The sequence below is a fragment of the Rhizobium sp. NFR03 genome, from assembly GCF_900111275.1.
Taxonomy (GTDB): Bacteria; Pseudomonadota; Alphaproteobacteria; order Rhizobiales; family Rhizobiaceae; genus Ferranicluibacter.
In genome coordinates, this window is record NZ_FOGR01000002.1 from 308,057 (window position 1) to 320,048 (window position 11,992).

At 64.0% G+C, this 11,992-nt stretch carries 13 protein-coding genes; 12 read left to right on the top strand and 1 reads right to left on the bottom strand.

Annotation, left to right across the window (positions count from 1 at the left end):
• The first annotated feature begins 92 nt into the window (after positions 1-92).
• The 12 genes from BSG19_RS06740 (at position 93) to BSG19_RS06795 (ending at position 11,358) form a co-directional block, all read left to right on the top strand.
• On the top strand, positions 93-1,373 hold the full coding sequence (locus BSG19_RS06740; RefSeq protein WP_092986171.1) for an imelysin family protein: 1,281 nt from the start codon (positions 93-95) through the stop codon (positions 1,371-1,373).
• A 35-nt stretch (positions 1,374-1,408) separates the two neighbouring features.
• Positions 1,409-3,001 (top strand): di-heme oxidoreductase family protein, encoded by a 1,593-nt coding sequence (locus tag BSG19_RS06745; RefSeq protein WP_244529122.1) that lies wholly within the window; start codon positions 1,409-1,411, stop codon positions 2,999-3,001.
• Positions 3,001-4,134, top strand: coding sequence for an imelysin family protein (locus BSG19_RS06750; RefSeq protein ID WP_092986172.1), 1,134 nt, complete (start codon positions 3,001-3,003; stop codon positions 4,132-4,134). The genes BSG19_RS06745 and BSG19_RS06750 overlap by 1 nt, the downstream gene beginning before the upstream one ends.
• Before the next feature lie 12 nt (positions 4,135-4,146).
• A complete protein-coding gene (locus BSG19_RS06755) occupies positions 4,147-5,256 on the top strand; it encodes a DUF1513 domain-containing protein (RefSeq protein WP_092986174.1) in 1,110 nt (369 codons plus the stop codon).
• A gap of 148 nt (positions 5,257-5,404) precedes the next feature.
• On the top strand, positions 5,405-5,857 hold the full coding sequence (locus BSG19_RS06760) for a TspO/MBR family protein (protein WP_092986176.1): 453 nt from the start codon (positions 5,405-5,407) through the stop codon (positions 5,855-5,857).
• Between the two features lie 126 nt (positions 5,858-5,983).
• Positions 5,984-6,436, top strand: a complete 453-nt coding sequence (locus BSG19_RS06765) for a PaaI family thioesterase (protein WP_092986178.1) — start codon at positions 5,984-5,986, stop codon at positions 6,434-6,436.
• A 29-nt stretch (positions 6,437-6,465) separates the two neighbouring features.
• On the top strand, positions 6,466-7,095 hold the full coding sequence (locus BSG19_RS06770) for a 5'-methylthioadenosine/S-adenosylhomocysteine nucleosidase (protein ID WP_280142399.1): 630 nt from the start codon (positions 6,466-6,468) through the stop codon (positions 7,093-7,095).
• Positions 7,096-7,180: 85 nt separating this feature from the next.
• Positions 7,181-8,758 carry a glutamine-hydrolyzing GMP synthase gene (guaA, locus tag BSG19_RS06775; protein WP_092986180.1) on the top strand — a complete coding sequence of 526 codons (1,578 nt, stop codon included), beginning with the start codon at positions 7,181-7,183 and terminating at the stop codon, positions 8,756-8,758.
• 294 nt (positions 8,759-9,052) lie between these two features.
• Complete coding sequence (locus tag BSG19_RS06780) at positions 9,053-10,114, top strand: succinylglutamate desuccinylase/aspartoacylase domain-containing protein (RefSeq protein WP_092986182.1); 1,062 nt, start codon at positions 9,053-9,055, stop codon at positions 10,112-10,114.
• A gap of 3 nt (positions 10,115-10,117) precedes the next feature.
• Entirely contained in the window at positions 10,118-10,468 is a 351-nt protein-coding gene (locus tag BSG19_RS06785) for an ArsC family reductase (protein WP_092986184.1), read from the top strand.
• A gap of 16 nt (positions 10,469-10,484) precedes the next feature.
• Entirely contained in the window at positions 10,485-10,958 is a 474-nt protein-coding gene (gene ybaK / locus BSG19_RS06790) for a Cys-tRNA(Pro) deacylase (RefSeq protein WP_092986186.1), read from the top strand.
• 82 nt (positions 10,959-11,040) lie between these two features.
• Complete coding sequence (locus tag BSG19_RS06795; RefSeq protein WP_092987249.1) at positions 11,041-11,358, top strand: DUF6074 family protein; 318 nt, start codon at positions 11,041-11,043, stop codon at positions 11,356-11,358.
• Between the two features lie 5 nt (positions 11,359-11,363).
• Here the strand turns inward: BSG19_RS06795 and BSG19_RS06800 are convergent, their stop codons facing one another.
• On the bottom strand, positions 11,364-11,918 hold the full coding sequence (locus BSG19_RS06800; RefSeq protein ID WP_092986188.1) for a 2'-5' RNA ligase family protein: 555 nt from the start codon (positions 11,916-11,918) through the stop codon (positions 11,364-11,366).
• Between the last annotated feature and the right edge of the window lie 74 nt (positions 11,919-11,992).

Consider the following 11,992-nt stretch of genomic DNA (forward strand, 5'->3'; position numbering starts at 1 on the left):
GGGGCGCGCTGGACGTGCGTTCGGTCCCGGATCCGTTTCACGCGTGCGGTACCCCTGCCCGGATCCCGGTCGGGCTCCGCCGAGGAGAGGTCATGACCGTATCATTCCTTCGTACCGCCGCTCTGGCGCTGGCAACCGCCACCTCTGCGCTGGCCATCCAGCCGGCCGCAGCTGCGACCGATGCCGCCGCCGTGCTCAAGCATTACTCCGACGTAGCGCATGCCAAGTTCGAGGACGCGCTGACGACCGCGCAGGCGCTCGACAAGGCCGTGGACGCGCTGATCGCGACGCCGAGCGAGGCGACGCTGAAGGCCGCGCGCGAAGCCTGGCTCGCCGCCCGCAACCCCTATCAGGAAACGGAAGTCTATCGTTTCGGCAACCCGATCGTCGATGAATGGGAAGGCAAGGTCAACGCCTGGCCGCTCGACGAAGGCCTGATCGACTATGTCGACGCAAGCTATGGCAGCGAGAGCGACGAGAACGCGCTCTTCACAGCCAACGTCATCGCCAACAAGACGATCTCTATCGATGGCAAGACGATCGATGCGTCGAAAATCACGCCGGAATTTCTGTCGGGCACGCTGCAGGAAGCCGACGGCATTGAGGCGAACGTAGCGACCGGCTACCACGCCATCGAGTTTCTGCTCTGGGGGCAGGATCTGAACGGCACCGGTCCGGGCGCTGGCAACCGCCCCTATACCGACTACGACACCAAGGCCTGCACCAACGGCAATTGCGATCGCCGCGCCGCCTATCTCAAGGCCGCAACCGATCTGCTCGTTTCCGACCTGAAGGACATGGTTGCCAACTGGACGCCGGACGGCGCGGCCACCAAAAATGTCGAAGCCGATCCGAAGGCCGGGCTCACCGCCATTCTGACAGGCATGGGCTCGCTGTCCTACGGCGAGCTTGCCGGCGAGCGCATGAAGCTCGGCCTGCTTCTGCACGATCCGGAAGAGGAGCATGATTGCTTCTCGGACAACACCTACAACTCGCATCTTCATGACGCGATCGGCATCGAGCAGGCCTATCTCGGCACCTATACCCGCACCGACGGCACGAAACTGACCGGGCCCTCCCTCTCGGAACTCGTCGCCGCCAAGGATCCGGCTGTCGATGCGGAGATGAAGGAAAAGCTTGCTGCAACGGTTTCGGCCATGCAGGCCATGGCGAAGCGCGGCCAGACGGTCGAGGCCTACGACCAGATGATCGCGGAAGGCAACACCGAAGGCAACGCCGTCGTTCAGAAGGCGATCGACGGGCTCATCGCCCAGTCGAAGACCGTCGAGCGTGTGCTGACCGCGCTCGATCTTGGCAAGATCGAACTCGAAGGATCCGACAGCCTCGACAACCCGAACGCTGTCTTCAAATGAGACCCGCGTCCGGACGCAGCAAAGCCTGAACCGCAATGACCGCCCGGACCACCTCCCGTTTCGTCATGCCCATCGCCGCCGCGAGCCTCGCGGCGGCTTTTGCTGTGACATGGGCAGGTTGGCGTCTTTCCGTAGAGGATATCGCGGTTACCACGCCCCTGTCTGTGCTGGCCGTCCCGCAGAACGGCGAAGCGCCTGAGAGAACCGACCTGTCGGATAAGGACAGGCGCCGCGTTGCCGAGGTGACAAGGCCGACGCAGGATTTTTCCCGCCCCGAACCCTTCGAAGCCATGGCCGGTGGCGCCGGCACATCGAGCGCAAAGCCGGACCGGGCCGGTCTCACCTATCCCGCGGGCAATCTGGATGCAGGCGGCGAGCAGAGTTTTCGCCTCGGCAGCGCCCTCTTCGAAAAGCTCTGGGTGTCCTCGCCTTCCTCTACGCAGGCGTCCGACGGCCTCGGTCCGCTCTACAATGCCCGCTCCTGCGAAACCTGCCATGTGAGGGACGGGCGAGGACGCCCGCCGGCCGGTGCCGCCGGTAGTCCCTCGCTGGTCATGAAGTTCTCCTTCCCCGATGCCGCGCGAGCTGGTGCGGGAGGCGATCCCGTCTATGGCCGGCAATTGCAGGATAGCGGCGTTCCCGGTCTGCCGGCCGAGGGGCATCTGGCGCTCCATGACGAAGAGATACCGGTAACGCTTGCGGGCGGCGAACGCGTCAGCCTGCGCCGTCCGGTCTACGACATTCAGGACCTCGCCTATGGCCCGCTCGATAGCGCCACCCGCCTGTCGCCGCGCCTTGCGCCACCGATGACCGGCCTCGGCCTGCTGGAGGCGATCGATGTTGCCGATATTCTCGCCCATGCAGACCCCGATGATCGCGATGGCGACGGGATCAGCGGCCGGCCATCCTGGCTGACATCAGGGGCAGGTGGCGTGTCCGTTCTCGGCCGGTTCGGCTGGAAGGCGCAGGCCCCGACCGTTCGCGCTCAGGCAGCGGACGCCTTCGCGACCGATATCGGAATCTCCACGCCGGACGATATGAGAAGCCACGGCGATTGCACCGACCGGCAGCCGAAATGCCTTGCCATGGAAGACGGCGTGCAGCCAAGATTGGGGACGAGCGAGGCGCCCGATCCCGTGCTCGATCTCGTCGCCTTCTACGCCCGTCACCTCGCGGTGCCGGCGCGGCGGAACGTCGCGGCACCCGCCGTGCTCATGGGCAAGCGGCTCTTCTCCGAGGCCGGTTGCGCCTCCTGCCACGTTCCGAAATTTGTCACCCGCCGCGATCCAACCTCGCCATCCACGGCTTTCCAGCTCATCTGGCCCTATTCCGACCTCCTGCTGCACGACATGGGCGAGGGTCTATCCGATACCGTCCCGGGGTCCGGCGGCGGAGATGCGGACGCGGCAAAGCCGCTGCCCGGGGAATGGCGCACGCCGCCGCTTTGGGGTATCGGTCTTGCACAAACCGTCGATGCGCGGACGGGCTTCCTGCATGACGGCCGGGCGCGGACGCTGACCGAAGCCGTTCTCTGGCACGGTGGTGAGGCGCAGGCCGCGCGCGATCGTTTCGTTTCCCTCGACGCCGCGGATCGCCGGGCGTTGCTCGCCTTTCTGGAGTCGCTCTGATGCGTCTATGGACAGCCTTTCTGCTCACCGCTGCGCTTGCCTCAGCCACGCCCGCCTTCGCGCAGGAGACGGACGACGATGTCGGCGCTGCCCCGTCGAGCGGTCTGGTGGCAGAGGCCGTGCCCACGGCCATGGCGCGCGCCGTCGATGGCTTCATCCGCCCCGGTTATCGCGACCTTGTAGAGCGAACGGGCGCGCTGGCCGATCACCTTCGCCCGCTCTGCCATCGCCCATCGCCCCAGTCGCTCGGCCGCGCCAAGCGCGCGTTTTCAGAGGTGACCGCCTCCTGGTCGCGCATCGAGATCGTGCGCGTCGGACCGGTGCTCGACGATAACCGGTTCGAGCGTGTCCTCTTCTTCCCCGACCGCAAGAGCACGGGCCTGAAACAGGTTCAGCGCATTCTTGCCGAAAACGACGAGACCGCCACGATCGCGACTTCGCTTCGCGGCAAGAGCGTCGCGGTGCAGGGGCTCGGCGCGCTGGAATATGTGCTGTTCGGCACCGATGCCGACGAATTGCTCGACGCGCCCGATGGCTTCCGTTGCCGCTATGCGCGGGCCATCGCCGAAAACCTGACAAGCGTTGCCGCGGAACTGAGCGCGGCCTGGGAAAACCCGCGCGGCGTTCAGGTCGCGTGGAAGACGCCGGGGCCGGACAATCCTTTGTACCGGACGGAGGGCGAGGCCGCGACCGAGCTTCTCGGCATCCTCGTCCACGGCGTGGAGAGTCTCCGCGACCAGCGCCTGCGCCCGATTTTTGCCGGAGCGATCACCCCGGTGCCCTCGCCAGGCCACCCGAAGCTCGCCGTCTACTGGCGCTCCGGCGAGACGATGGACGCGGTTGCCGGCAATGCCCGTGGCCTCAAGGCCCTGTTCGACACCGCCGGCATGCGCGCGCTTCTGCCACCCGACAAGCAGTCGATCGCCGACTCGATCGACATCGTCTTCAACGACCTCATCGCCTCGGCCGATGCCGTCCATCAGCCGATCGACAAGGCGCTGATGGACCCCGCCGAACGCGTGAAGCTGCTTCTCGTTCTGCGCAACGCCAACGATCTCCTGCAACGGCTGAATATGGATTTCGGCGCTGCGATCGGGCTCGGCGCCGGTTTCTCCTTTGCCGATGGCGACTGACGGGGCTGAGCGATGACGCCTTCCGGCAGACCGGCGCAATCCATGCTTCTCGACAGGCGGGCCTTCCTCTCCATGGCGGGCGCCGCCTGGGCGGCATCCCTCGCGCCTGCGTCCGCGACAGCCCTCTCGCGAACGGACGCCGTCTTTGCCTCCGCTTTCAGGGCTGGCGATGGTTCCTACGGCATCGCCACCGTCTCCGAGGAAGGCGAGGTCATCGATCGTCACGTCCTGCCGGATCGCGCTCACGGATTGGCGCATTCGCCGGTATCGGGCCGCACCGTTGCCTTTGCCCGGCGCCCCGGAACCTTCGCCATGATCCTCGACGGGGCCGCGCGCACGGAGCCCGTCGTCATCACGGCCAGCGAGGGACGGCATTTCTTCGGGCATGGCTGCTTCTCGGCGGACGGCCGACTGCTCTACGCGACAGAGAACGACTTTGCCGCCAATCGCGGCATGATCGGCGTCTATGACGGCACGGATGGCTTCCGCCGCGTAAGCGAATTCCCGACCCATGGCATCGGCCCGCACGATATGACGCTGTCACCGGACGGGCGCCTTCTGGTGGTCGCCAATGGCGGCATCGAGACGCATCCCGACTTCGGGCGGACCAAGCTGAACCTCGATCACATGGAGCCATCGCTGACGCTCATCGAAACGGCGACCGGCCGGCTGGTGGAGCGTCATGTCATGCCGCCGCATCTCCGGCAGCTCTCGACGCGCCATGTGGACATCGATGCCAAAGGCCGCATCTGGTTTGCCTGCCAGTACGAGGGCCCTCGCAATGAGCGCCCGCCCGTTGCCGGTGTGTTCGCCCCCGGTGAGGACATCCGCTTTCTCGACCTGCCGGAGGAAGCCTCCGTGGCGCTCGCCAATTATGTCGGCGCCATCGCCGTCCATCGCGGGCAAGGGCTGGTCGGTCTCACCTCCCCGAAAGGCGGCGCTGTCGTCACCGTCGATGCCCGCACCGGCGCCCTGGTCCGGCTGGACCGGCTTGCCGATGCCGCCGGCATCGCGCCGGCACGAGGCCCGGCTTTCGCCGTCTCGTCCTATGATGGCAGCTTTGCAGGAAGGACCACGCCGATCGCTTGGGACCAGCACATCGTCCGCACGCGGCCGACCTGACCGTCGCTATGCCGCGCCTCACTGTAAAACACCGGGCTCCGCTCTACGTTTTCGTCGCCCGGCTTGCCGAAACCTCAAGCCCAGTTTCTCAGCTGTCCGGTTCCCAAGCCTTCACGCTCCAGCCGGACATGCCCATGATCGGACCCTTATGCGCCCTCTCCTGACCTATGCCTTCTTTATCGTCGCCGTCGTCGCCTGCGGTTTGCTGATCGGAATCAACAATATCCCCGGCGAATGGTACCAGTCCCTCCAGAAGCCGCCGTTCAATCCGCCGAACTGGATCTTCGCACCGGTCTGGACCACGCTTTACATCATCATCGGCTTTGTCGGTGCCCGTATTTTCTTGCGGTATCCGCGCTCGCGTGCCATGCGGTTCTGGGGCGCCCAGATGGTCTTCAACTTCGCCTGGTCGCCGCTGTTCTTCGGATTTCACGAGATCGCCCTGGCGCTGATCGTCATCCTCGCCCTGCTGATCTCAGTCTACGGTTTCATCGCCGTATCCTGGCGACAGGATCGCCTCTCGGCATGGCTCTTCGTGCCCTATGCCGCCTGGGTCTCTTTTGCGACCCTGCTCAACGGCTCCATTCTGCTTCTCAACTGAGGATCGGATCGGGAAGCCCTTGCGGGGGAGGGGAAGCGCGTGCCAGTCTCCGCCCGTTCTGAAGGTTCGGCCAGCCGCACAGGTTTGCCCACGGGCCGGATCGGGTTAGGCAGAGGTGGTGTTGACATGGCTGAGATGACGGAACCGGACTTTCGCGCCCGTGTCCGCCGGAGTTTCGACCGGCAGGCCTTCATGCGGACGATCGGCGCGGAACTGACGCGGGTCGAGCAGGGAATGGTGGAAATCGAGCTTCCCTTCGATGAGATGATGACGCAGCAGCATGGCATTCTTCATGCCGGTATCATCTCGTCCGCGCTGGAAACCGCCGGCACCTATGCCGGTTACTCGGTGCTGGAACCCGATGCGGGATTGCTGACCATCGAGTTCAAGGTCAACCTTCTCTCGCCCGGCCGGGGCGAGCGATTTCTGTTTCGCGGCGAAGTGACCAAGCCCGGCACCACCATCATCGTGTCCGACGGCCGCGCCTATGCCATGTCGCAGGATGCCCCGCCCAAACTGATCGCCTCGATGACGGCCACCAAAATGGTGGTGCGCGGCCGCGAAGGATTTGCAGAGTGAGCGAGACGGTAGACACGACACCCGAGCAGCTGCTCAAGCGGGTTGGTGACAAAGCCATCCTCTATGTCATGGCGGCTGAGGCCGAGTACGGCCCGCATCTGAAAACGCGGATGACGCCGCTGATGACCGGGGTCGGACCGGTGGAGGCCGCTGTGGCGGTCACACGCGCTTTGTCGCGGTTATCCGTCGCAAACAGGCTTCCGGCACTCGTCGTCTCTCTCGGCTCGGCAGGTTCCGCCTCGCTGGAGCAGGCGGAGATCTATCAGGCCACCTCCGTTGCCTATCGCGACATGGATGCCTCGCCGCTCGGCTTCGAGAAGGGCGCGACACCCTTCCTCGATCTGCCCGTCACGGTTCCCTTGTCCCTGCGCATTAGGGGTCTCGCCGAAGCGAGCCTCTCCACCGGCGGCAATATCGTGTCCAGCACTGCCTATGCCGGGATCGCCGCCGAGATGGTGGATATGGAAACCTTCGCCGTGCTGCGCGCCTGCCAGGCCTTCGGCGTGCCGCTTGTGGCGCTGCGCGGTATTTCCGATGGCAAGGCCGAGCTTCGCCATGTCTCCGACTGGACGGCTTATCTCCATGTCATCGACGAGAAGCTTGCAGCCGTCGTCGACAGGCTGGAAACGGCGATGGCAGAGGACAGGCTTGGCCTTTGAACGGCCCAAAAGCGGGTTAGACGTTGCACTTGTCGGCCTGTTTATTTAAAGGCTCGGAATGATCCCGCGCGTGAAAAGGCCAGGCATGACCGAGATAGCCCATCCCGACAGCATCCTCATCATCGATTTCGGCAGCCAGGTGACGCAGCTCATCGCGCGCCGGGTTCGCGAAGCCGGTGTCTATTGCGAGATCCATCCCTTCAACAATGCCGAGGAAGCCTTTGCCCGCATGGGTCCGAAGGGCGTCATCTTCTCCGGTGGCCCGGCCTCCGTTACGGCGGAAGGCAGCCCGCGCGCGCCGCAGGCCGTGTTTGACAGCGGTATCCCGCTGCTCGGCATCTGCTACGGTCAGCAGACGATGTGCACCCAGCTGGGCGGCACCGTCGAGGGCGGTCATGCCGCCGAGTTCGGTCGTGCCGATGTCGAGATCAAGGCGGCAAGCCCGCTGTTCGAAGGCCTTTGGGAGGTCGGTGGCCGTTATCCGGTGTGGATGAGCCATGGCGACCGCGTGACGCAGCTGCCGCATGGTTTCGAGGTCATCGCCACCTCCGAGAACGCGCCGTTTGCCATCGCGGCCGACGAGGGTCGTCGCTACTACACCACCATGTTCCACCCCGAAGTGGTGCACACACCGGATGGCGCCAAGCTCCTCTCCAACTTCGTGCACAAGATCGTCGGCCTGAAGTCGGACTGGACCATGGCCGCCTATCGCGCCGAGATGATCCGCAAGATCCGCGAAGATGTTGGTGACGGCCGGGTGATCTGCGGTCTTTCCGGCGGGGTCGACAGCTCGGTCGCCGCCGTGCTGATCCACGAGGCCATCGGCGACCAGCTGACCTGCGTCTTCGTCGATCACGGCATGATGCGCCTCAACGAGGCGGACGAAGTGATCAAGATGTTCCGCGATCACTACAATATCCCGCTCGTGCACGTGGATGCTTCGGACCTGTTCCTGACCGAGCTTGCGGGCGAAGTCGATCCGGAGGTCAAGCGCAAGACCATCGGCCGCCTGTTCATCGACGTGTTCGAGGCTGAAGCCAAGCGCATCGCCGAAGACGGCAAGGGTGCTCCGGCCTTCCTCGCACAGGGCACGCTCTATCCCGACGTCATCGAAAGCGTGTCCTTCTCGGGCGGCCCGTCCGTCACGATCAAGAGCCACCACAATGTCGGCGGTCTGCCGGCGCGCATGAACATGAAGCTGGTCGAGCCGCTGCGCGAACTCTTCAAGGACGAAGTGCGCGTGCTCGGTCGCGAACTCGGCCTGCCGGAGCGCTTCGTCGGTCGCCATCCCTTCCCGGGTCCGGGCCTTGCCATCCGCTGCCCCGGCGGCGTGACGCGCGAGAAGCTCGACATCCTGCGCAAGGCCGATGCCGTCTACCTCGACGAGATCCGCAAGGCCGGCCTCTACGACGTCATCTGGCAGGCCTTCGCCGTGCTCTTGCCCGTGCAGACCGTCGGCGTCATGGGCGATTATCGCACCTATGACTTCGTCTGCGCCCTGCGCGCCGTCACCTCGGTCGATGGCATGACGGCCGACTTCTACCCCTACGACATGAACTTCCTCGGCCGCACGGCAACCCGCATCATCAACGAAGTCCGCGGCATCAATCGGGTCGTCTACGACGTGACGTCGAAGCCGCCCGGCACGATCGAGTGGGAATAGGACAAACAGGCCGGCGCGAAACCGAAGGGTGACGCGCTGGCTTTTCTGCATGTTTGTGGCCAAAGCGCTTCAAACGCGCGAGGCATTGCTCATCCGAAGTCGGATATGTTTCCGCTGAACGCCTCCGCGTGATGCGGGCCTGCGTGATGGCTTCACAGGTAAGCCAGTTCGATCGCTTGAAGATCCCCGTCTTTTGCGCCATTCACAGTTTTCAGACCATAGAGCTATCGTTCCCTTTTGTTCCTGAAGGGCGCGATGGTTCGGCTATCGTCGCGCGACAGACTGGAGGCCAGAGTGAAGCAGAACGCAATCGTCATTCCCGGAGATACACCAGGGGTTAGCTGGCGGGTTCCGGTGCTCGAATTCTCCGGCACCGAGGCAGCCACCAAGCCGAAGACCTATATTCAGGCTGCCTTGCATGCCAACGAGCTTCCGGGCGTCGCGACGCTGCATCGTCTCTGCGCCCGTCTCCGCGAAGCGGAAGCTGCAGGAGCGATCCTGGGTGACATCACCATTGCGCCGCAGGCCAATCCGATAGGAGCGTCCCAGTCGCATTTCGGCGAGATGCAAGGCCGTTTTGATCTGGGCTCCCGCGGTAACTACAATCGCGATTTTCCGTTGATCGCGGCCTCCGCTCGCGACGCGCTATTGGTCGATCTAGACCACTATTGCGCGCCGGACCGTCTGAAGCGGGAACTGCTTTTCCGCGCTCTCGGCGCCGATCTCGTGCTCGACCTGCACTGCGATGACGAATCGCTATCCTATGCCTATATCGACAGCGCCTTCTGGCCCGAAGCCTCCGACTTGGCGTCTGCCCTGCAGATGGAAGCCGTCTTTCTTTCCGACGGTGAAAGTTCGGCTTTCGAGGAGGCCGTCTCCTACGCCTGGAAGCAGGACGAGGGCGGTAAAGGTGTCTCGCTGCCCGGTCGCCTCTCCGTCACGGTGGAACTGCGCGGGCGCCGCGATGTCGGTCCGGATGTCGCACAGCGCGACGCCGATGGACTTTGGGCCTTTCTTAAAGCACGCGGCATCGTTGACGGCGGATCGCCGGCACTTTCTCCCTATGCCGGGTCTGCCTTTGCGCTCGATACGATTGAAATGATCAAGGCGCCGATCCCCGGCACGATCCTCTTTCATCGCGATATCGGAGATCGTGTCGAGGCCGGGGATCTCCTGGCCGTGATCGTTCCGCATCCCGGTTTTCCCGAGGATGACGTGGAGGTGCGCGCACCGCAGGCCGGGCTGGTCGTCACACGGTCGTCGGCACGTTTCGCCCGCCGCCGCGACGATCTTATGAAGATCGGCTGCGCCGCGATATCGAGAGCGGGCCGCAGGGCCGGAACGCTGGAGGACTGACCCATGTCCACGACCCTTTACGGCATCCGCAACTGCGACACGATGAAGAAGGCCCGCACTTGGCTGGATGCTCATGCGGTCGAGTACCGTTTTCACGACTACAAGATCGAAGGCATCGACCGCGCGCATCTATCGGGCTGGTGTGTCGCTCTGGGATGGGAAGCCGTGCTGAACAGGGCAGGGACCACCTTCCGCAAACTACCGGACGCGGAACGAGAGAACCTCGACGGGGAAAAGGCGATTGCCCTGATGCTGGCCAACCCCTCCATGATCAAACGGCCGATCCTCGACCGCGACGGTGCCCTGACGGCGGGCTTCCGACCGGAGATCTACGAGACGCTTTTCGGGAACTGAGCCAGGGAAACAGGCCATGTCGAAGACGACGCGCGCGACGCAGATGCTGACCAAGGCGGGAACGGCCTTCACCGTCCATAGCTATGATTACGATCCCTCGGTGGACCGTATCGGCATGGCTGCGGCGCAAGCCATGGGGGAGGCGCCGCAGCGGGTGTTGAAGACGTTGATGGCGGAGGTCGATGGCAAGCCGGTCTGCGTGGTCGTGCCGTCCGATCGCGAGGTCAGCATGAAGAAGCTCGCCGCTGCCGCTTCGGGCAAGTCTGCCGCGATGATGAAGCCGGCCGCCGCCGAGCGACTGACCGGTTACCATGTCGGCGGTATCAGCCCTTTCGGGCAGAAAAAGACGGTGCCGACATTTGTCGAGGAGACCGCGCTTGCCGAGCCGCTCGTCTATATCAATGGCGGGCAGCGGGGCCTGCAGGTCCAACTTTCTCCCACTGACGCGTTCACGGTTCTCGGCGCGATCGCTGCACCGCTCGTGACATAAGAGAACAGCAACAAGGCGTTGGAAACGAAGCGTTAACCAAAATCTCCTTACATCGTGTGGCAGAAGGAGAATCGGTGTGAACATGAAAGCAGGACAAGACGCCCGGGAAATGCATGGCGCGATCATCGCATTTCCGCTGTCCGGACGGACAAACCTGATCCGCCGTTGCGCGGCCGAACTGGAGGCCGTCCATGGTGAAGCTGCCGTGGCCTACTGGCGTACGGCCTGCCGCAGCCTTGCCGATGATCTCGGTGCACTCGGCTGCGATGAAGACGATATCCACCATCAGGTCATGGATTTCCAGACCGAAGTTCAGCTTGAAATGATGCGCCGCTACACCGAGCGTCTTGAAGCCGGTGCAGATACCGACCCGGAAGCCGGTCACCGCGCCCGCACCTGACAATGTCAGATGATTGGAAAGTCGGCCGCCTTCTCCCAGGGGCCGCCGTCATAGCGCCAGAGACGAAGCCCCGTGACGGTGAAGCTCCAAGGCATGAAGTCTGCGGATAGTTTCGTCTCAAGCGCACGCGCCGTTTCGGACGAAACCTTGTTCTGAACAGTGACGTGCGGCCTAAATCCCTGCTGATCCTGCCGCGTCAGCCATGGCTGAAAACGTCGAGCGAGCGAGGCGCGCAGGCTCTCCAACGCAGGGCTCGACAGCGAAAAGGCGACGCCGTTACCGAGGACGCGCACGCTCTCGACCGTAACGGTGAGCGGCCTCAGCCCGGAAGACGCCTGCGCAAGATGCTGCTCGACGGTCTCCCGTTCCTTGCCCGGCAGGGCATGAAACAGCGTGATATGCGCCGATAGCCAGTTTCGCTCCGATGGAAAATACTGCTGTCGGAGGCAATCAAAATGATTCTGCGCCGCGTTCTCCATGCCGGCGGTGACAATCAGGGGCCGAAGATCGGTATCCGCTGCGCGACCCTCGTTGCTCTGTCCGTTTTCGCTTTCGGCCATGGTCTCCCCTATCCTGTCGCCACCTGTTTTACGCCCGCTTGCCCGACCCGGATGCACGAAACGTATGTTCCGTC